The sequence below is a fragment of the Paenibacillus faecis genome, from assembly GCF_008084145.1.
Classification (GTDB): domain Bacteria; phylum Bacillota; class Bacilli; order Paenibacillales; family Paenibacillaceae; genus Fontibacillus; species Fontibacillus faecis.
In genome coordinates, this window is the sequence record NZ_VSDO01000006.1 from 520819 (window position 1) to 541400 (window position 20582).

The 20582-nt window shown below is 54.5% G+C and carries 16 protein-coding genes; 4 read left to right on the top strand and 12 right to left on the bottom strand.

Translation table 11 applies throughout. The features are described from left to right. Positions 1-293 precede the first annotated feature (293 nt). From FRY98_RS27550 to FRY98_RS27590, 9 genes are all read right to left on the bottom strand, one after another. Positions 294-1115 (bottom strand): 3-keto-alpha-glucoside-1,2-lyase-like domain-containing protein, encoded by an 822-nt coding sequence (locus FRY98_RS27550; RefSeq protein WP_148457901.1) that lies wholly within the window; start codon positions 1113-1115, stop codon positions 294-296. Beyond that, positions 1112-2899 carry a glycoside hydrolase family 43 protein gene (locus FRY98_RS27555; RefSeq protein ID WP_148457902.1) on the bottom strand — a complete coding sequence of 596 codons (1788 nt, stop codon included), beginning with the start codon at positions 2897-2899 and terminating at the stop codon, positions 1112-1114. The genes FRY98_RS27550 and FRY98_RS27555 overlap by 4 nt, the downstream gene beginning before the upstream one ends. 103 nt (positions 2900-3002) lie before the next feature. After that, positions 3003-4763, bottom strand: coding sequence for a glycoside hydrolase family 2 protein (locus tag FRY98_RS27560; protein WP_148457903.1), 1761 nt, complete (start codon positions 4761-4763; stop codon positions 3003-3005). A 65-nt stretch (positions 4764-4828) separates the two neighbouring features. Further along, positions 4829-5635, bottom strand: a complete 807-nt coding sequence (locus FRY98_RS27565; RefSeq protein WP_148457904.1) for a carbohydrate ABC transporter permease — start codon at positions 5633-5635, stop codon at positions 4829-4831. A gap of 2 nt (positions 5636-5637) precedes the next feature. Next, positions 5638-6525 carry a carbohydrate ABC transporter permease gene (locus FRY98_RS27570; RefSeq protein ID WP_148457905.1) on the bottom strand — a complete coding sequence of 296 codons (888 nt, stop codon included), beginning with the start codon at positions 6523-6525 and terminating at the stop codon, positions 5638-5640. Positions 6526-6604: 79 nt separating this feature from the next. Next, a complete protein-coding gene (locus tag FRY98_RS27575; RefSeq protein ID WP_148457906.1) occupies positions 6605-7945 on the bottom strand; it encodes an ABC transporter substrate-binding protein in 1341 nt (446 codons plus the stop codon). A gap of 286 nt (positions 7946-8231) precedes the next feature. After that, complete coding sequence (locus FRY98_RS27580; protein WP_148457907.1) at positions 8232-9170, bottom strand: ArsR/SmtB family transcription factor; 939 nt, start codon at positions 9168-9170, stop codon at positions 8232-8234. 570 nt (positions 9171-9740) lie between these two features. Further along, on the bottom strand, positions 9741-10709 hold the full coding sequence (locus FRY98_RS27585) for a glycoside hydrolase family 43 protein (RefSeq protein ID WP_148457908.1): 969 nt from the start codon (positions 10707-10709) through the stop codon (positions 9741-9743). Between the two features lie 36 nt (positions 10710-10745). After that, entirely contained in the window at positions 10746-13499 is a 2754-nt protein-coding gene (locus tag FRY98_RS27590) for a glycoside hydrolase family 2 protein (protein ID WP_148457909.1), read from the bottom strand. A gap of 148 nt (positions 13500-13647) precedes the next feature. Between FRY98_RS27590 and FRY98_RS27595 the strand changes: the two genes are divergently transcribed. Both FRY98_RS27595 and FRY98_RS27600 read left to right on the top strand, forming a co-directional pair. Beyond that, complete coding sequence (locus FRY98_RS27595; protein ID WP_148457910.1) at positions 13648-14583, top strand: ArsR/SmtB family transcription factor; 936 nt, start codon at positions 13648-13650, stop codon at positions 14581-14583. Positions 14584-15372: 789 nt separating this feature from the next. Further along, positions 15373-16263 carry a DMT family transporter gene (locus tag FRY98_RS27600; protein ID WP_148457911.1) on the top strand — a complete coding sequence of 297 codons (891 nt, stop codon included), beginning with the start codon at positions 15373-15375 and terminating at the stop codon, positions 16261-16263. Between the two features lie 119 nt (positions 16264-16382). On the opposite strand, the gene FRY98_RS27605 is transcribed toward FRY98_RS27600, so the two are convergent. Beyond that, positions 16383-17243: an MBL fold metallo-hydrolase gene (locus tag FRY98_RS27605; RefSeq protein ID WP_148457912.1), complete on the bottom strand. Its 861-nt coding sequence runs from the start codon at positions 17241-17243 to the stop codon at positions 16383-16385. Between the two features lie 158 nt (positions 17244-17401). On the opposite strand from FRY98_RS27605, the gene FRY98_RS27610 reads away from it, so the two are divergent. Beyond that, positions 17402-17842 (top strand): DUF2500 domain-containing protein, encoded by a 441-nt coding sequence (locus FRY98_RS27610; protein WP_249043544.1) that lies wholly within the window; start codon positions 17402-17404, stop codon positions 17840-17842. Positions 17843-17900: 58 nt separating this feature from the next. Here the strand turns inward: FRY98_RS27610 and FRY98_RS27615 are convergent, their stop codons facing one another. Beyond that, complete coding sequence (locus FRY98_RS27615; RefSeq protein WP_148457913.1) at positions 17901-18803, bottom strand: SDR family oxidoreductase; 903 nt, start codon at positions 18801-18803, stop codon at positions 17901-17903. Between the two features lie 125 nt (positions 18804-18928). On the opposite strand from FRY98_RS27615, the gene FRY98_RS27620 reads away from it, so the two are divergent. Further along, entirely contained in the window at positions 18929-19912 is a 984-nt protein-coding gene (locus FRY98_RS27620; protein ID WP_148457914.1) for a helix-turn-helix transcriptional regulator, read from the top strand. A 39-nt stretch (positions 19913-19951) separates the two neighbouring features. Here the strand turns inward: FRY98_RS27620 and FRY98_RS27625 are convergent, their stop codons facing one another. Continuing rightward, positions 19952-20575 carry a TVP38/TMEM64 family protein gene (locus FRY98_RS27625; RefSeq protein ID WP_148457915.1) on the bottom strand — a complete coding sequence of 208 codons (624 nt, stop codon included), beginning with the start codon at positions 20573-20575 and terminating at the stop codon, positions 19952-19954. Between the last annotated feature and the right edge of the window lie 7 nt (positions 20576-20582).

Below are 20582 nucleotides of genomic sequence, written 5' to 3' on the forward strand. Positions count from 1 at the left end.
CACGCACCTATACGGGGAAATAAACGTCTCCCGAAAATTGGCGCACGTAAAGCCGGCATATTCTATTCAAAAGTAGGTTCCCTTTATCCTAGCATACCCATTCCGTTTGCCCTGCACAGGGGCAGAGCCTTTGGCACTATTCAATTAGCCGCGCAAAGTGGTAAAACGGAATTTGATATTAATCACAGGGAACCCTCCGTTCGTTTAAGATTATCTATATTTTAACATATTATTATTCGTAAAACAATTTGCTCAGGGGTTAATCAAAAATAAAATGACGCCCCGCCCTCCTATTACTGTATCGGCTGAACCTTCACCCGGTCAAAACGGACCGCAACATCCGCACTTTGCACTCCGATCCTTCCCCGAAGAAGCGGGTTAGCGCTGCGATCGGTATAAGAAAGAACGGGATCACTTGAACTCCCCGTGTATACCTCAATGGTCGCGCCTCGCACGGACACCTTAAGTTGAAGCTTGCCGTCCGCGGAAACGGAATCGGCCTCTGCCGGGAACGGGACGCTTTTCAAGCGCGTTGTTCCGTAATTGATCTTGTCGAGGTGCAATCCTTCAGAATCGGCATAAATGTAGTAACCGCGGACAAAGTCATTCCGGTTTTGATGCTGTTCCAAGCCGTTGGCGGGCTCCGAGGCACGAACGAGTATCCCGGCGCGGCCCGTGTTGTCCATCCGCTGCAGATCGGCCTCCACCCTATAGTCGGACCAATCGTGCTCGCCGGTCAACGATTTGGCCGGTGACACCGAAGAAGCCCGCAATTCTCCGTCCTTCACGGACCACATCCCTTCAAACCGGGTCCATCCGAAATCGTTACCGTCATCAAAGTCATCCTCCCATTTCTCTACAGGCTGGTATCGCTCCACCCAAAACCGGTCAACTTCCAAAATCCCTGACATTACCTCCAGTTTCCAGCGCTGCGGGCCGACCGGCAATTCTATGCCTTGTGCGGAGGCCGTCTGCCATTCTCCGGCAGACTCTTGAACTGCGGAGAACTCCGCGACTTTCCGTTTTTTCTGATCGCGTAATCTAAAGCTTGCGTTCTCCGACAGAGGCCGGATGCGGAAGTGAATCGAATATCGCCCGGATTCGCCGGGGTTCACCAAATCCCCTCTTGCACGGATAATACATAGCCGCCGTCCTCCCTGCTCTTCAGGCTCAATGCTCCGGGACGGTAAGGGAGCTTCCCGTCGGCCGTCGCTTTGCTCACGGCATGGTAGGCTTTCCCCTCCTTGCCGTTCTCATAGTGGACAGCCTGTACCTGCCCCGGGAGCGGCCGATAAACACGCCCGTCACTGCTTCCGTTGACATCATTGCTGTATGCGATATAACCGAACCGCCCATCCAGACCCGCAGCAGCGTACCCAATGGCACCCCCGCCTGTGGAAGCCGGACCGGCGAACTTCCGCATCTCGTCAATGTACACCCGGATTTCGGCACTCCCTGCACTCCCTGCACTCCCTGCATCCCCGGCTTTCTCGGCTTCCCCAGCTTTCCCGGCTCTCCCGTCATTCCCCGCATTCCCGACACCCCTGGCATTCCCAGTGCTCCCGGCGGCGGTATGCTCGATCCGGATTTTATGCCACTGACTGTAATCGAAGTCGGCGGGCAAAGCCGCCGAGCCGAGCAGACGCTCCCTCCCGTCCGAACGTTCAGTAAGCTCCATACGTCCCGACTCGGGAATCAACCATACCGTTCCGTAGTTTTGTTCATCCCGATACGAGAAGACGGCTCCGACCCGGGATTCCGCCTGCGCTTCGCTCTCCGAGCGGACGTAAAACTCGGCCGTATACCCTGGCTCCGTCTTGGACTTCGTCCGCAGCAGGGCTATGTCCGGCGAATCCGGTGCGCGGACGCCGGCGCCTTTTCCGGGATCGACCGACCATTCGCCTGTCCCGGATGTAATCCACGACTTTCCGAGGCTATCCCGCTCAAAGCGGTCCGCAAACACGGGCAAGGCTGGCGCCGGTTGCGGCGTGTCTGTCGGTCCGGCTACCGTGAAGGTCTCCCCATTCCAGAAGAGCCGGTCCATGTTCATATGGCGCAGTGGCCCGACTATGCCCGGCCCCTCCAGGTTGTGGTAGATCATGTACATGGAATCGAGATCCGGGCCGGTAACGAGCGAGTTATGGCCCAAACCGACCGTCTCTCCTTCCGTTCGAATCAGCACGGGGTTCCCTTCGAACGGCTCGAATGGACCCAGAGGCGATTCGCTGACCGCCGCATCGATCCGGTAACCGTTGCTGAAAACGTGATTTCCGGTATAGGTCATATAGTACCGTTCGTTCCTTTTAAATACCGTCGGCCCTTCGGTCCAGCCGTCCATGTAAGCTCCGGTGGGCGAGCCGGGAGCCGTTACGGACAGCGGGGAATTCATCCGGGCGGCTTCGATACCGCCGGTTCCGGCGTAATAGAAGTACCAGGTCCCGTCATCGTCCACAAAAGTCGAAGCATCGATCGTCCTTCCGAAATTGTCCGTCGCCACACGGAAAGGCCCGACAGGCGACTCGCTCTCCAGCACATAGTGGCCGTTTCCTGCGGGAGAGGTGTACATATAAAATCTGCCGTTCCAGTACCGGACTTCGGGCGCATACGCGGCGGTTGTAACCGGGTCCTCCGTGCATAGCCCGCGGTAAGTCCAGTCCACCAAATCCGGCGAACTCCACACTTTGATGCCCGCGTCCGTATCCCACGTGCTTACGTACAAGTAATAATACCCGTTGAACGCAAAAATAAAGGGATCCCCCAATCCGTACTCTTCCCATTCATCCGGTAAGGTCACGGGATTGCTCCATGTCCGGACCGACTCCGGCTTCGGCTCCGCGGACGAGCAAGCCCCCGCCGACAACAGCAGCATAGCGATCGCCAGCCATTTTCCAAAACGCACGACCCCTCTCCCCTTTCGGAAATCATCCGGTAAATCCGATAAACCTTATTTTTTCAAGAAAAAACGGCAGAATCGTCGGATCGCGTCATCTGCCGTTTTCCCATTATTTTCGGGTTCCCTCGACGATCTCGCGGATCGTCTCCAGCGGAAGCTTCGGCTTCCGGTCATACGTCAGCAAGCCGTTGATCTCCTGCTCGACATCGCTGAATTGCGTGTAACAGAATCCTTGGATGATCGGGGATCGCCGCATCGGCTCCACGACATTTCTCAACCGCTCCGTGAAGTCCTCTTCATTCTCCGCTCCGGAATATCCCCATCCTTCCCACTCATTTTTCTTGAAGGAAATCCCGCCAAACTCCGTGACAAGAATCGGCTGTCCCGCATAAGGGAACCCGGGGACCAGAATCCAACGGTTCCCCGGCTGCGCACTCAACGTCGCTTCCTTGGCTGCATATCGCTCCGTCAGCACCTCGCGGCGCCATTCGTAATCATGGATGGTCACCAAATCCGTATGGACCAGCTCCCAGCCGTCATTCGAGATAACGGGGCGCGTCGGATCAAGGGATTTCGTCAAATGATAGATTGACAATGCGTGCTGCTGCTGTTGCTTGTCGACCAGAATATTGGGCACGCCCCAGCTCTCATTGAGCGGTACCCAGGCTACGATGCACGGATGGTTGTAATCCCGCTCTACAGCCTGCATCCACTCCTGCGTCATCCGTGCCACATAGGTCTCGGAGAACTGGTACGCGTTCGCCATTTCCCCCCAAACCAGCAGACCCAGCCGATCCGCCCAATACAAATAGCGCGGATCTTCGATTTTTTGATGCTTGCGCGCGCCGTTAAAGCCCATGGCCTTCGTCAATTCCACGTCCCTGCGCAGATCGTCGTCACTCGGGGCGGTCAATAGGCCTTCCGGGAAATAACCTTGGTCCAGCACCATTTTCATGAAATAAGAGCGGTTATTCAGGAGCAGCTTCCCGTCCTCAATGGATATTTTCCGCATGCCAAAATAGCTTTTCACCTGATCGGCAACCACTCCGTCCACGCTTAAGGACAATTCCAAATCGTATAGATTCGGTTTTTCCGGCGTCCACCAGCGCCCCAGCCCATGGTCATTGAAATCCTCCAAATGGATATACCGGCTCGCCGACTCATGCTTCAGCGAGAATACATCTTCCGCCACAAATTCGCCTTTGAACGTAATCGTGGCTTTCACGTTTACCAGCGCGCCCGGACGATAGCCGGACAGAAAGACGTCCAGCGCTATGTTGTTCCCGTCGATGTCGGGAGTCAGGCGAATTCGCCGGATATACGTTTCCGGCACCGGTTCAAGCCATACGGTTTGCCAGATGCCGGTCGTGCGCGTATAGAAAATCCCCGCGGATTGTTCTTCCCAGAACTGTTTGCCCCGCGGCAGCGTTACATCCCGACTGTAATCGGTCGCTTTCACAACGACGGTGTTGTCGCCCTCGGCAAGAACATCCGTAATGTCGGCGTGAAACGGAGTATGCCCGCCCTCATGCAGCGCTACCAGTTTTCCGTTCACCCAGACCTTCGCCTCATAATCGACGGCGCCGAAATGAAGAAGAAGTCTGCCTTTCCTGTAAGCATCGGGTAGGGAAAACACCTTCCGATACCAGACGGTATCATGGAACCCGGTATCCCCTATCCCGCTTAACCGGCTTTGGTAACAGAACGGCACGATGATTTTACCGCCGAAATCATGATTTTCGTACCACTTTTCCCGCTCGCCCATTCCTTTATCGTCGAAGTCGAATTCCCATTCCCCGTTCAGACTCATCCAAGCCTCGCGCACAAATTGCGGCCGGGGATATTCATTGCGTACCCATTGATCAGCCATTGTTTCTACTCCTTCTTTATCCAGTAGTTATATCTCAGTGTTGTTCCGTATCCTAGCGCTGTTCCTTATCCTTTAATTCCCGAAAGGCTGACTCCCTTAATAATTTGACGCTCGAAAATCAGGAACAACAGCATGATCGGCAGCGAAGCTACGGTGTTAATAACCATCGGCTTCACGTAATCTTCCGTGTACTGATTCATTAAAGTAGGGATCCCCATCGGCAGCGTGAACAGGTTGTCGTCGGTCACCGACAGGAACGGCCAGAGGAAATTGTTCCATGAGCCGATAAATGTCAGAATCGCGATCGAAACCAGCGCGGGACGGGTGAGCGGAAGCATAATGTTTACGAAAATCCGCCAAATGCCCCCGCCGTCGATCTGAACGCTTTCCAGCAGGTCGTTCGGGATTCCGTCGAAAAAGCTCTTCAACACGATGATCGCGAAGGGCGATGCCAGAACCGGGAAGATCAAGCCCAGGTATGAATTCAAAATCCCCATCTCTTTGGCGACCTGATACAACGGAATAAGAATCGCTTCCCCCGGAATAAGCAGCCCGGCCAAAATAAAGAAAAACATAAACGTCCTGTAGCGGAACGGAACCTTAGACATCGCAAACCCCGCCATCGCGGCGATGACCAGCGTCAACAAAGTCACGCATACGGCGATAAAAAAACTGTTCCAGGACCAGTGGATCAGTTTGGTGCCGGTGATAATTTCATGATAGACCGCGAAGGAATAAGGGGGCGTAAACCAATCCACGACGGAGGTGATTTTCATGCCTTCTTTTTTCACCGAAACCACAAGCATCCAGACGAGCGGAAAAGCAAACAACACGGCCATGAACAAGGAAAAAATCCGGTAGAACCATTTCACGATCAGTTCGCCTCCTTCCGGTTATTGACCCAGTATTGCAGCCCGGACAGCACAAGAAGAATAGCGAACAGCATATAGGACATGGCGGCCGCGTACCCCAGATCGTTTTTGCGGAAGCCCGTTTGCCAGATCAGCTGGATGACGGGACGCGTCTGATCCAACGGCCCCCCGCCGGTCATAACATAGATTTGCATGAACACTTTAAATGAAGCGATGATTTGCAGCATCGTGATCGTTTTCGTAATCGGGCTCAGCAGCGGCAGCGTGATCTTCCAGAACAGCTGGGCATCGGTCGCTCCGTCCAAACGGGCCGCTTCATAGACCTCGTCCGGCACATCCTGCATCGCCGATAAATACAAAATAAAGTTAAAGCCGACCGTCCACCATAACGTTAAGAGCGAGATGGCGATCCAGGCCAAATTCGTTTCCGTCAGCCAAAAGATCTCCGAACCTTCGGGAAGCAGCTTCACTAAATGGAGCAAAGAGTTGACAAGCCCCGTATAAGGCTGAAACAAGAACAATCCCAGAAAGGAGGCGACCGCCACGGAAAGAATGCTCGGGATAAAAAACACGCTGCGGTAAAACCTTTGCAGCCTGGAATTACGGTTGGCGATGAGCGCCAGAATGATGGCCAAAACGATCATTAACGGTGTTGTGATGATTACGAAAATCGTGGAGTGCCAAATGGATGCCCAAAAATCGTGATCTTGAAACATCCGCTCGTAGTTGCCGAATCCAACGTGTTTCATCTTCTTGATCAGCGTCCATTTATAGAAGCTCATCTCCACGCCTTTGATCATCGGCCAGATGGTAAACAGGAAATAAACGACCAAGAAGGGGAGCAGGAACAGGAGTGCCTGCACGTCTGCTCTCAATTTATTCATTTTCATAAGCGCCTTACCTCCCCGTAGGACCGGCAGACTCTACGGCCCATGCCGCAAAGTCCGCCGATTTCATCGCTTTGATCTCCTATTCGTTTAACACCTTCTGCACTTCATCCGACATTTTGGCGATACCGTCCGCCGGGCTTAGTTTATTCGCCCATACCTCGTTCAAATATTTAAACATGGCCAAGTCGCGGATTTGCCAGTTCTTCGTAGACGGCTTGCTGAATTTGACGGTGGAAGCTACGGAGACATAGTCGCTGCGATAAGGAAGATCTTTGAATTCCTGTTTTTCAAAAACGGACGGCTTGGATGGGATATGTCCCGCCTTCGCCCATACTTGACCGTTGTCGGCCAGCCAGTTGGCGAAGGTGATCGCCGCCTTCCGCTTCGCCGGATCTTCCTGCTTCGTGACCGGGAGGATTACGGTGTGCGAATCGCCCCAGGTGGCTTCTTGATCGAACACTTTCGGAATCGGCATCGCACCGAATTCAAGACCTTGCGTCGACTCCCAGGTTCCTGTCGCCCAAACCCCGGTCATCATAATCGCTGCCGTGCCGCTTTGGAAGTTCTTGTAGAAGTCGGGGTCGTTCAATTTAATCACTTTATATTTATGATACAAGTCCTGGATATACTGGGCGGCTTGAACCGCTTTGTCCGTATCGATCTGCGCCGAATTCAGATCATCCGAGACCACGTCATTGCCGCCCAGTTGGGAATAGAGCGCCCACCATAAGCGGAACGGATCGTCATTCGTGTTCGAAAGGGCAAAAGGCGTCACCTTTGGCGGCAGCTTCTCTTTAAGCGTAGTCAGGAAAGTGATAAACCCTTCGGCCGACTGTTCCAGCTTCGGCTTACCTTCGTCGTCGAGCAGTCCCGCATCCTTCAGCAGTTTCTTGTTGTAGTACATGATGAACGGATGCGTATCGATCGGCACCGCGTAATGCACGCCGTCCACAACCGAAGCATTCAGAATGTTCTGGTTAAAGCTTGCCCAGTCCACGCCGGCCTCTTCGGCCACATCGTCCAGCTCCGATACCACCCCCTGGTTAATCAGGTCGGGCAAGCGGGAAATATGCGAAATGCCGATGTCGGGACCGTTCCCGTTGCCGACGGCGGTAATCAGCTTCGTGTAATACTCCGCCCATTCCAGTTTCGTATTCTTGACTTGAATGTCCGGATGCTCCTTGTTGAAGGCGTCGATCATCGCCTGCATATTGTCACCATCGCCGCCGGAGAATAGCGTCCAGAACGATAACGTGACTTTCTCACCTCCGTTTGAAGCGCTTCCATTACCTTGATCGGCAGATCCCTCATTCGTGGTTCCCGCCCCTGCGTTACTGCCCGAATTGCCGCCGCCGCATGCGCTTAACACCAAAGACAATGAGAGCATGAAGGCAAGCACCATTCCAAAACTTTTTTTCATGTTGACCTCCCCTTTAACGATTAATGAGGTACAAGGCATTATTATTGTTTTATTACACATTTTTTGTACCTTTGAAGTTAATATAATGCTCGTTTCCCCAATTGTCAACGGTTTCAAACTAATTTATTGTAATATTTTATCGATTATGGCCTTTGTTACATATTTATTGTAACAATAAACTTGTCTCGTTACCTCTTCATGTCCTATTTGGACAAATTGCTCCCCCAAGTTTCTCATTCGCCGCAAAAATAAAAACCACCATTCCGTCTCGAAATGATGGTTCCTATTATTCAGCCTCTTCCTGCGTATAGGTTACCCGCATGACGATATCCTGAGCGTGATCACCGAATTGTTTGCCGAAGAGATTGACGCCGCCCTTATGAACCGCGTCCGGATGAACTCCGATCCTCAACCGCAGGTTGGGGCGCTGATTCAACTGCAGATCCTTGAGCTTCACATCGGACACTTTCTGCATATCCAGCGTCGTTCGTTCATGGTCGATACGCCAGGTTTTCAACAGTCCGTATTGCGTGGTCCAATCCAGCCACCATGCCGGATTCAGCAGGCCCCGCCGGTCACCGAAATCGCCGGGACTGGTCCACATGCCGATTTCGACTCCGTTGACCCATACCGAAATGTCCGAAGGCCAATCGTTGTCATAATTCGGCGCTTCCGAACACATCTCCATAGAAAGCTCGATCGATTGAATCGTCGCATTTTGGGGAATTTCCAAGGGGAGCAGGTATTCCACATACCCTTTGCGGAACCAGATAATTTGCGCGGCCACATGCTTCGGATGATAAAAGCTGGCCGGTTCGTCCTCTCTGACCAGCATTCCCTCATGGGTAGCCATGCCGCATGTCGGGTGGACTTCACAATCGCTATAATGCCCGATCGGCATCTCCACCTCATAAAACTTCATTCCGTCCTTGGTGGAACGGACGCTTGAGTTAAGCGATATCAGAATATCATCATAATTCCGGCTGCACACCTTCATCGCCCCGCGTACGGCCGGAAGCAGTTCCGTATTGATCAGCTTGGCCGCTTCGAGCACCTTCACATTGTTGGCGACCGTGGAAACCGGGAGTTGCAGCGCCTCGGCAAGTTCAATCACATTCATGCTCCGCGTATTCAGCAGGCGAAGAATGTCGACCCGGGACCGCGTAGACAAGGCATGAGCGACCTGAACCAATTTATCCGGTTCGTGGATACCGACTTCCAACATAAGAATCCTCCCGCAGCTTTTCCAAGAATTTTACAATAAACAATCTCTAATGTACTTTACTACAAAAAGCTGTATTAAAGCAATAATATTAATTATTATGAAGAATCCGCGGCATGCGCGCTCTAACCATGGAAAATCAAAACCACCCGTGTGAACGGGTGGTTTGCTCTAAGGCTATAAACCATTATTACCGGCTCGCGTCTAAAGGCGCTAGCTTTCACTATGTTCAAGCTACTATGCCGTTGCCGCTTTTGCCTACCCCGGAAGGGGGGCAATTATTACTCGTACTCCTTCAGACAAACCTTGTGATAACCTAGAATTCCTGCCATATGTGCATGTTTTTTCTTGTTTGGGGCCAAAAATTTCAAAATCCCTGCAATTCTGCAGGAATTTTCGACGAAACCGGCTCGTTTCTCTAAAATCACTGGAAATGCCTGCAGATTTGCATCTTTCTTCGCAGTCCCTCGGGAATCGGCTTAAATACCTGCAGATTTGCATCTTTTTGGAGTTGGAAGCTTGGAAGCACAAAACCGGCATAGTCATATGCCGGTTTTTTTAAGGAAATTGTATTCATTCCCCCGAGGGCAACGGCTGGGGCGTCTCCGTCGCCAGCGGAACGCCAAAATCGGGCTCCCCGTTTTCTTTCCAGCCGATTTTTTGGATCCGCGTACTGCGCGGGCTGCCCGCCGAACGATCCCGTTCCGCCTCCGAATAGGAATAGGCATGGTAAACCAGCCAATCTTCCGAACCATCCGGCGAGACGGTAAAACTGTTGTGACCGGGTGCGTAAACCCGCGCCTCCGGGTTCTTGGCGAAGACCGGGCCGTTATGCTTGATCCAGGCCCGGGGATCCATAAGATCCTCGGACTCCGGAATCATCGCCATACCCAGACAGTAATCGTCGGACCAGGTGGCGCTTGCCGAAAACACGAGATAGATCCGCCCGTTTCTCCGCAAAAACGACGGCCCTTCGTTAATGGCCATCCCGCCTTGCTTCTCCCACGGTTCCGTCGGTGCCGTTATAAGCACGTTAGGTCCCGTTAAAGTCCAGGGATTGGCCATGCGGGCAGCATAAACGGCCGATCCGTAATCCGGAAAATGGCCATAGCCGGAATAAAAGAAATACAACTCGCCCCGATGCGGCAATACCGTTCCATCCAGGCCCGGATATTCCGTATTGACGGCTCCTTTAAACACCCACTCGTCGTTCAGAGGATCGTCGCCTATAAGCTGAAGCACGCATACTCTTCTGGTCTCGTCTCCCCCGCCGCCGTCGTTCGCCGTATAGTAGATATACCAATTGCCTTCGATACAATGTAATTCCGGCGCCCACAAGTGATGGGAATAAGGCCCCGGGGCCTCAGGCATCCAAATGGTTTTTGGAGCTGAGTTTCCCAATTCCGTCATGGTGGTTCCATGCCAAAGCGCGATACGGTCCCCCAAGGTAACCGTCATATAATAAATACCGTCTTCCCGCTTAATAATCCATGGATCGGCCCCGTTCGGCAAAATCGGGTTCCTGAATGAATTTCGGCTCATGTCCAGCCTCCTTTTTCCCCCATGCGATGAACCTTCCTACCCGTTGTACCGGATCAGCAGATCGAGCGGATAACGTCCGGCATTGCGCCCGTATAAGGCCAGGCCGCCCTCCTCCGCCTCCAGTTCCAAGCGGAAAGTACGGCTGCGGTTCAGTTTGGCCGTCATTTGTACGGGTACGCTCAGTCTGCACAGATAACCGTACGATCCGGCTTCATCCAGTTTGTTCGCGACCGGCTGATAATGCCAGGACAATACGCCGCGGCTGTCCGCCGGATCGTCCGGCAGAACGAAGGAGCCGATCTTTTCGCCGTCGATCAGCACGTTTAGGCGGGAAGGATGCTTTTCCTCGTCGGTCATGTAATAGGTGTTGGGGTTATATTCCACCTTTGCGTCGGCGCCATGCATCGCGCCGATCCCCATGTCGGTGTCTATCGAGCCTTCGATATTCCGGGCCAACACCCGCTTCGCGCCGGCTTCGAACAAAATTTCGATATCGTAAATGGCGTTCTGCTCCGCTATACCGGGCAATGCGACGTCATAAATAAAACGGCCCTTCCCCGCACCGCTTACTTTCACGCCTTGAATCGAGGTCCAGTGATGCTCGAACGTCTGCTCCGCGAAAGAGCTTACCGGAATTTGCACCCCTCCGCCTTCCGCCGCGTATCCGCCGGCCTCGCCGCTTCTTACATCGAACGTGATAAAGTTCCGCGTAATCGTCTGTCCCGCCGTGTCCATCAGGGACACCGCAAGCACGGCTACCGCATCCCGGTCCGGCATGGTCAGAGACAACGCGGAAAGCGGCGCAACGCCGTACCCCTCCCAATCAACCTTTAAAAGGCCGCTGTCGACCACGGTGCGAACACCCAAATCATCATGCCACAGCTCCCACTTCAATGTCAGCCTTTGTCCATGATGCCGGTCGCTGAAGCTCGAACGCAGCATGGGAACAACGGCCTGTTCACCTGCGGAAATCGTTCGGCACGGAGGCGCGTCAAGCACGATGAAATCCGGAGAATGCAGATCGGCCAACGTCATGCCGGGTACAAAGGCGTCGTAGCCAAATTCTTTTCCCGTTCCGTCCAAACGATAATATCCGTTGAATTCATTGATTACGTCGCGGAACTCGGTGAACACGAACCCGCACAGCTTGTCGTGCTTGCGGAACTCATTCATCATGTAGCGGTAATGCCAGGCCAGGTCGCTGTCGCCCGCACCGCCTTCGATGCCCCATACATTGCCGCACTCGCTGTTCATCAGCGGAGCATCGGATTGGACGTTTCCGCCGATGCAATTGAAGGGCGAGCCCGGATAGGTTTTGCTGACGACGTCGTCCAAATGGGCGCGGACCTGTTCATAACCGTTGATATAGAAATGCCATGTATTGATATCGGTCTCGACATGGTCATAATTGCAAGGCGAATTATCCTCGACGATCCGGGTCGGATCGAGCCGCTTGGCCCAGCGGTATTTTTCGCGCACCCATTCCTGGGTTTCCGGCAAATAGCTGCTCTGCCGTCCGATATCTCCGGTCACCCCCGCCTCTTTGGGATCTGTCTTGAGCCCCCATGTCTCATTGAACATCACCCAGGAGAAAATCGACGGATGATTGTAATCCCGCTCGATCACCTCAAGCGCCTCTTGCTCGTAAGCTTGGCGCGCCTTTTCGTCCGGGTTCCCCCAGAAACAAGGCATATCCTCCATCACGAGAATCCCCAGCTTATCGGCCCAGTACAGCTTGCGCGGCTCTTCCGGCTTGATGTGAATCCGTACGAAGTTGAGTCCCAGCCGCTTCATCAGGTAAATTTCATCATGCATTTCCTCATCGGACGGATAGGTAAAGTAACCGGTCTTGTGATACGACTGATCCAGTGTTCCGTTCAAATAAACCGGCTTGCCGTTCAGCGTAATCCAGCGGTAACCGCGGTCGCCGAAAGCGGCCGTCCCGACTTCACGGATGCCGAAATAAGTGGCGACTTGATCCAGGCCAAAGGAACCGCCAAGCTTTAGAACCCCCTCATACAAATGCGGGGTATCCGGACTCCATAGTTGAGGATCGTTCACGATAAAGCAGGTGTTCAGTTGATTCTCGCCGGCCGAAAGTTCAGCCGTTAAGGTATGCCGAACCGTATGATCCGCGAAATCCATAGTAAACTCGGCTGTTCCGGCTTGGTCCGCCATGATCGTTGCGGCCACCTCGATCCGCCCATCCATATAGGTCCTGAACTTGGCGTCCTTGATATACGTCTGCGGGCGGGCTTCCAGCCAAACCGGCTGCCAGATGCCGCGAATTTCACCGTACCCCTGCTTTCCGCGCGCCTGGTAGCTATGATCCTGATCTTCCGCCCTCACCAGGATCGTATTGCTCCCGTCCATTTGCCAGACCCCGGTTACCTCAAACTCAAACGAACCATAGCCGCCTTGATGGGAGCCGACATGGCAGCCGTTAATCCAGACATCGCATACATAATCCACCGCTCCAAAGCGTAAAAACAGGCGTGACCCGCTGACGGTGGGACTCCAGGTTACCACGCGTCGGTACCACCCGATTCCTTTGACATCCTTACCGATTCCGGACAAGGGACTGGCCCAGGAAAAGGGCACCTGAATCTCCGCGTCAAAAGGAACTGCCTGGTCCGTGCTCCAGTGATTCTGGGCGCCCTCATCGTCCGGGTCAAAACGAAACGACCAGGGACCGTTCAAATTCAGCCAATGCTGCCGCTGCCAATGCGGATGAGGAAACTCCGGGCGAGGAATGTACAAGTTCTCGGCGTTCAATAAAGAGGTACTCATGAGTATGCACGACCTTTCGCAAGAGGTTTATGCGCCCATTTTAGCACCAGTATATGATTTTTACAATGTTTATTATAGTTTTACAATACACCTGCTTCAGTGTACAATTAGCTCAATTCAATCTTTGTATAAGAAGAGGAACTTTGAGATGAATGAACCTTTGCAAGAAATGATCCGCTACCCGGCTTCCCGAATTCTTGACGTGGCCAAGGCGTTGTCCGGAGATCTTCGCGTCCGCATTCTGGAAGCGCTTGGGGAGAAGCCTATGAGCGTCAGCCAGCTGGCCGAAGCTCTGGGCGTGGCACAGCCGACGATTTCCATCAATGTGCAGACCCTCGAGCAAGCCGAACTGATCGTCTCCACCCAGGGAGCCAACCGGGAAAAAATATGCTCCGTCACCTGCCGTTCCATCCAATTGGAGCTTCCGTCCAAGCCTGGCGACGGCCTCCATCCCGTCGAGAGCATTCATATGCCGATCGGGATGTACTCGCATTGCTCCGTGAAGCCCTCCTGCGGCATGGCCGGCAAAGACGGAACCTTGATCGGCTCGCAGGACGATCCCCGGGTATTCTATATGCCCGAACGAATCGACGCTTCGCTGCTATGGTTTGCCGAGGCCGGTTATATCGAATACTATTTCGCCAATCCGCTGCCTCCCGGCGTCGAACTCGATGAATTGCGCATTCGCGCCGAGCTGTGTTCCGAGGCTCCTTCCTTCCGATCGGATTGGGCTTCGGATATCACGGTCACGGTAAACGGGCTGGACGCCGGCACCTGGACTTGTCCGTCCGATTTCGGGGACCGGAAAGGCAAGCTGACCCCCGAACGCTGGAAAAGCGGAACCGAATACGGCATGCTGACGGAATGGCGCATCGGTCATCAGGGGAGTTTCGTGAACGGAGTCCCTGCCGGCGGGACCTCGATCGAAATGCTTCAGCTGGCGTATAATCAACCTATTTCCGTCCGGTTTGAAGTTAAAGAGGATGCGGTCAACAAACGGGGACTTAATTTGTTCGGTTCCCATTTTGGGGATCACCCGCAGGATATCGTTCTGGAGTTCATACGGCGTGGCGGGGATTCGTAAATTCCGGAGGAGTCTTATTATTGTGAAACGAATCAATACAAGCGTTATCGCCACAAGCGTTATCGCAGGCGGTGTGCCTTTGCGATTCGTACTGGTACGCTCCTTCATCCGTAAGTTTTTAAGAGGGGATAAATTAGGGATGGGCGAATAAGGGATAGACAAATAAGGGTCGTTTGCGGCGCGATTTTGTCGAATTTGGCTGTTTGGTGTGAAATAGAGGTCTTTGGGGCTGTTTGACCTCTTGTGCCCCATCCGGCAACCTTGATAACATAAAATTCCTGCATATCTGCATGTTTTTTTCTTGTTCTGACCCCAAATTTCAAAATACCTGCAAATCTGCAGGAATTTCCGACGAAACTGGCTCGTTTTTCTAAAACCGTTAGAAATACCTGCAGATTTGCATCTTTTTTCGAAATCCATCGGGGATTAGCTTAAAATACCTGCAGATTTGCATCTTTTTGGAATAGGAAGGGTCCGATGTCTGAAGAGACATTAGTATGCCCGTTGAGCCGAATCGGGCCAAAATAACAGCCCAAAAGGCCGTTATTCGGTGGGCGGCAAGAAAGGCTGCGGGTACCAGCCCTCGTTCGCCACGCACCGCCGCTAACATCGGCGAATAAGTCTTATTAAGGCCGGCAAGGTTAGCGCCCATGTCAGGTTTGAAGCACGCCGGTGCTCATTTCTCAAATAAAGCAAGAATTCCCATTTTATAATAATCATTCATTTTCATCATATTAAAAAATAGTGTATCATTCGGGTTGACCCTTTTTGAACAAGGAGAGACCTCTTATGTCGGAAACCGCACTAACGCGCAAGCAAACTCTATTTTATTTATCCTTCCTCATTCTGATGTGGGGGATCAACTGGCCTTTATCCAAATATGCCCTGGAATTCACGCCGCCGCTATTGTTCGCGGGCCTTCGGACGCTGATCGGCGGGGCTCTGCTTATCGTCGTCGCGCTGCCGCGCTGGAGGAAGCTTAGGCTGCGGGAGACCTGGCCTTACTATTTGTTCTCGGCCTTCTTGAGCATCGTCTTCTACTACGGCTTCCAGACCGTCGGCCTTCAATACATGCCCGCCGGCCTATTCTCGGCCATCGTGTTCCTGCAGCCGGTGCTGCTCGGCTTATTTGCCTGGATGTGGCTCGGAGAGCGGATGTACGCCCGGAAAATGATCGGCCTGCTGCTCGGCTTTGCCGGGGTGGCCGTCATGAGCGTAGGCGGCTTGGAAGGCGGGATCTCCCTGATCGGCATCCTGCTTGCCTTGGCTTCCGCGCTCAGTTGGGCGCTCGGAACCGTCTATATCAAGCGGCAGGCGGCCAAGGTCGATTCGTTGTGGATGACCGCCATGCAGATCCTGATCGGCGGCACGGTCATGACGGCGTACGGCTCGGCCGTCGAAGACTGGTCGAAGATTCGGTGGACCGGAGCGTTTATTTACGACACGCTGTTTATCTCGATCTTCGTTATCGCGCTCGGCTGGCTCGTCTACTTCAAGCTGATCGGCTCGGGCGAGGCAACGAAGGTCGGCTCGTTCACGTTCCTGATCCCGGTCGTCTCCATTATTTGCAGCGTCCTGTTCCTGAACGAACGGCTGACGCTGAACCTGCTCGCGGGAATGGCGTTGATCGTCGCCAGCATCCTGCTCGTAAATATGCGGCAGAGGCGGCTGCCCGGTTAAGCTTAAGGCTAACTAACAGTCCACGCCCACGATATTGCCGCACCGAAAAAAGAAAGAAGGTACTATCTCTTCCAATTCGGAAGGAACAGTACCTTTTTTTAAAAACCACGGTCATCGCTCTATTCTCTCAGGAAAGCCCGCTCCGACACATACACAAACCGCTCTCCCCGCGCCATGACATGGACCTTTTGCTCGGGATAGCGCTCGTACAGGTAGTCCACAAAATATCCGGGTTTCTCCGAATTGGCCGCAAACACATCATAATGAAGCGGGATGACGGTCTCCGCGCCGATCCGTACCGCCAGCTCCGCCGCCTCCCTGTAGTTCATGTTCCCCACCAATCCGCTTTCCCTGCGGAAATAATCCCCGCCGTTAATCGGCAGCAAGGCTACGTCCGGACGGGCTTCGCTCAGCAGGTCGATCAATTCCGGAAAAATCACGGTATCTCCGGCATGATACAGCTTGACGCCATTCAGCTCTATGAGATAGCCCGTGTAGCGGTGTTTGCCCTCGGCATCGGTGTCCAACTGCTCATGAGCGGCCGGTACGGCCGTAACGGCCAACTTCCCGAAAAACTCCCTTCTCCGGTTCTCGGCTTCCCCGATCTTGTTCTCCGCAATCCCCATGCCGAGAAGAGGTTCTTTGCAGCAGGCCGGGGCCAGGATGAGCGCCTCCCTATTTTGGGCATGAAAAAGGGGTAACGTCCCTTCATCCATGTGATCCGCATGCTCATGGGTGATCAGGCACAGATCCGCCCCCGCGATATCCTCCGGCGTGATCGGTGCCGGATATGTGCGCACCGCCCCATGCTGCTTCTCCAAAAAGTCCGAGACATACGGGTCGACATAGACGGTAATCCCGTCCCCTTTAATAATGACGCTTTCCTGGCCGATAAACCAAATGGCCAGCGTTCCGTACGGGACCTCCGTTTGCGCGACTTCGCGGATCAAAGCGGCACCCTTTTTGCTTTGTCGTATCATATCGGTCACCTTCCTGAATTTATACTCTACTCGTATGTATTACCCGAAAAAACGAAATCTTTTGAAACTAATCGGTCTGTTCTCGCGTTAAAAAAGCAAGGCGTAAGTTCGGAATCCTGATCTGAAGTTGCGAGACCTATCAAAAAGGAGGTAAACAGATGGATACCGGATTTGGATCTTCCCCTTTCGGAGGCGGCGGCTTCGGGCCCTCGGGCGGCTTTGACTTCATGTTTACGCTCGTTCCCATCCTGATCGTCATCGGATTTGTCGTCGTGATCGCCCTCTTTGTCGCCAACGGCGCCCGCTACGTGAAAAACGCCCGCTCCCCGCGGGATTCCAGATACGTAAAAATCGTATCCAAACGGATGAAAGTCGGGCATACCCATCACTCCAACGATGACGATATGCATTCTTCCTCACACACTTACTACTATATCACGCTGGAGTTTGAAAACGGAGAGCGCAAGGAATTTCTCGATGTAAAAAACCTGTACGGCCTGGTCGCCGAAGGCGATGTCGGTTACGCGGCCATCCAGGGGGATTGGATCGTCGCGTTTGAGCGGCAAATCCCGCAGGGGCAAAATCGTCCGCAGTTCTAAAGTTCTAAATACGCAAATAAAGCCGGCTCTCCGCATGGAGAACGCCGGCTCTGTGATTTCAGTTGACAGGCAGCCCCTGGCTTCGCGCATAATTGCCCCAATGCGGCCGCCGGCCGTCGACGTCGGCAAAGCCGTATTCATCGGACAGGTCCCAACTGGTGAGAGCGCGCCCCGCCTTCTCGCCGACCTTGGGGTCGGCGGCCAGATGCGCCACCGCCTGCCCGACGAAATAAGGCGTTTCCGATTCGCTGTAATGCGGCTCTTTGGCCACGGCATCCCGCCAGTTCCGCTCCTCGACCCCGAAGTACTCCAACATCTGCTCGGAGCGAAGGAAGCCCGGCGTCACCGCCAGCGCGGTAATGCCGTGCGGGCGCAGCTCCTCCGCCATGCCTGCGGCCAGGTGGATCGGCGAGATTTTAGCCAGACTGTAGTAGAGGTTGCCCCGGTAATTATAGGTGGATCCGTCCGTAATTTCGATGACGAGACCCTCCCCCCGTTTTACCATCAGCGGAACGCCGTAATAGCTTGTGATCAAGTGGGCTTTGACCGCCCGCTCCTGCATAAGCAGCGCATCCCCCAAGGGCTGCTCCCAAAATGGCGTGCCCCAATGCGTCAGCTTCTCGCCGCCCCAGATATCGTTCACGAGGAGATCCAGCCTCCCCTGCTGCTCGTCCGCAATCCGCTCGAACAGAGCTTTTACCTCTGCTTCCCGGGTATGGTCCGTTTGGACGGGAATGCCTACCCCGCCGCGTTCGGTAACCATCTCCGCCGTCTCATCAATGGTTTCCGTCCGCTGGATATCCGAGGCGCTCCCCCGCACGCTTCGCCCGGTACAATAAACCGTGGCGCCCGCGGCTCCTAGCATCGTGGCAATTCCCCGCCCCGCTCCTCTTGTCGCTCCAGCGACTACGGCGACCTTTCCTTTCAGCGGTTTGTCCGTGAACAGACGATTGTTCATCATCCTTCTCCATCCTCTCATCACTTTGTAACTTACAACCCCAGTTTATCAGTCATATATGTCATCTCTTGTCTTATATAAATGGTACAATCAAATCACAAGAATGAATTTCAAAGGAGGGGTTCCCCATGAGGGCGGACCGATTATTATCGATTCTGCTGCTCCTGCAAAACGGCGGGAAGCTAAGCTCCCGCCAGCTTGCGGAGAAGCTGGAGGTCTCGGAACGGACGATCGCCAGGGATATGGACGCCTTGAGTGCGGCGGGGGTTCCCGTTTACGCCGAACGCGGGTCTTTGGGGGGATGGATCCTGGCGGAAAATTACCGGACCGGCCTGATCGGTATGGGACGGGAGGAAATGTTGGCTTTGCTGGTTACAAGCCATGGCGCCCTGCTCGGGGATCTGGGAATCGGCCGGCAGTCTCTGGAAACCGCCCACCTGAAGCTGATGGCGTCTTCCTCGGCGGCATTTCGCCGGGACGCCGAAATGATCCGGGAGCGGATCCATATCGACGGGGCCGGCTGGCATGCCTCGGATGAAAGCTTCGAATGGCTGGCCGTCATTCAAGAGGCCGTATGGGCGGAAAGAAAACTGAGCATCCGCTACCGGAAAACGGAGGAGGCTGGCAACGAGGCGGATGCGGAGGCGGCCGCCTCACGGATCGTCCATCCGCTGGGGCTTGTCGCCAAGCGGAACGTCTGGTACCTGGTGGCGGAGGATCGCGGGGAGCTGCGGACGTTCCGGATCTCGCGGATCACGGAAGCCGCGGTGCTGGAGGAACGCTTTGAGCGGCCGCCCGGCTTCTTCCTGGCGGCCTACTGGGAGCGGTCCACCGCGGAGTTCAAAAGCCGCCTGCCGAGATACCCGGCCGAGCTGCGGGTGGCGGAGCCGCGGCTTGCCCGCCTGAAGCGGGAACGCTACGCGAAAGTGCTCCGCACCGAGCCGGACGGACCGGGATGGGTCCGGGCGGAGGTGGAGTTTCACACGCTGGATTCAGCGTGTGAACTGGTCCTGGCCTGCGGCCGGGAAGCCGCGGTCCTCGGGCCGCCGGAGCTGCGCGAGCGGCTCCGGGCCGAGGCCGAGGCGGTCGCGGCCCTGTACCGGCGGTGCTGAGCCCCTGGTGTAGGGGCCGGGGGCTCAGCACCGCCGGGTTTATTCGGCAGGCTCGGGCTCGGCCGCGGCCGCCGTGAAGTAGCTCTGCAGCTTCCGGTTCAACCACAGGGAAGCTGCGATAAACGCCGCGACGCCGAGGAGCTTGGCGGGCTGCGCGGCAAAGTCGGACAGATGCGTGCCGATATAGGACACGCAGAAGACCATGACCGCTTTGCCCAGCGCCACCGCCGCCCCGAAGGAGACGGGCGGCATTCGCGTCAGCCCCGCGGCCATGTTGATGACGACGAACGGGCCTACGGGCAGCATGCTGAGCAGAAAAACAAAGCTGAACCCGTTTCTGCGGGCCCACACCATCGCTTTCTTCACCTTGGGCTTGGCGGCCCAGCGCCGCATGACTGGGGCTTCGGCCGCTTTGCGGATCAGCAGAAAGGTCAGCAAACTTCCGGTCACGAGCCCGATCCAGGAATATAAGAAGCCCAGCCACATCCCGTAAATTGCAGCGTTGGCTCCCACGATCACGATCGTCGGCAGCGGCGGGACAAAGGATTTCATAAACGTCAGCAGGATGCCGGGCAGCGGACCCAGAGAGCGGAAGCGCTCCAGGAAAAGCTCTATATTTTGTTCCGTAAAATAATCCACAATGCTAAGTTCTGCACCAAACAATCATGTT

Excerpts from the sequence above, each read along its gene's own strand:
- FRY98_RS27560 (WP_148457903.1), bottom strand. The coding sequence starts at position 4,763 with ATGGCTGATCAATGGGTACGCAATGAATATCCCCGGCCGCAATTTGTG.
- FRY98_RS27570 (WP_148457905.1), bottom strand. The coding sequence starts at position 6,525 with ATGAAAATGAATAAATTGAGAGCAGACGTGCAGGCACTCCTGTTCCTG.
- FRY98_RS27575 (WP_148457906.1), bottom strand. The coding sequence starts at position 7,945 with ATGAAAAAAAGTTTTGGAATGGTGCTTGCCTTCATGCTCTCATTGTCT.
- FRY98_RS27580 (WP_148457907.1), bottom strand. The coding sequence starts at position 9,170 with ATGTTGGAAGTCGGTATCCACGAACCGGATAAATTGGTTCAGGTCGCT.
- FRY98_RS27585 (WP_148457908.1), bottom strand. The coding sequence starts at position 10,709 with ATGAGCCGAAATTCATTCAGGAACCCGATTTTGCCGAACGGGGCCGAT.
- FRY98_RS27590 (WP_148457909.1), bottom strand. The coding sequence starts at position 13,499 with ATGAGTACCTCTTTATTGAACGCCGAGAACTTGTACATTCCTCGCCCG.
- FRY98_RS27595 (WP_148457910.1), top strand. The coding sequence starts at position 13,648 with ATGAATGAACCTTTGCAAGAAATGATCCGCTACCCGGCTTCCCGAATT.
- FRY98_RS27600 (WP_148457911.1), top strand. The coding sequence starts at position 15,373 with ATGTCGGAAACCGCACTAACGCGCAAGCAAACTCTATTTTATTTATCC.
- FRY98_RS27605 (WP_148457912.1), bottom strand. The coding sequence starts at position 17,243 with ATGATACGACAAAGCAAAAAGGGTGCCGCTTTGATCCGCGAAGTCGCG.
- FRY98_RS27610 (WP_249043544.1), top strand. The coding sequence starts at position 17,402 with ATGGATACCGGATTTGGATCTTCCCCTTTCGGAGGCGGCGGCTTCGGG.
- FRY98_RS27615 (WP_148457913.1), bottom strand. The coding sequence starts at position 18,803 with ATGATGAACAATCGTCTGTTCACGGACAAACCGCTGAAAGGAAAGGTC.
- FRY98_RS27620 (WP_148457914.1), top strand. The coding sequence starts at position 18,929 with ATGAGGGCGGACCGATTATTATCGATTCTGCTGCTCCTGCAAAACGGC.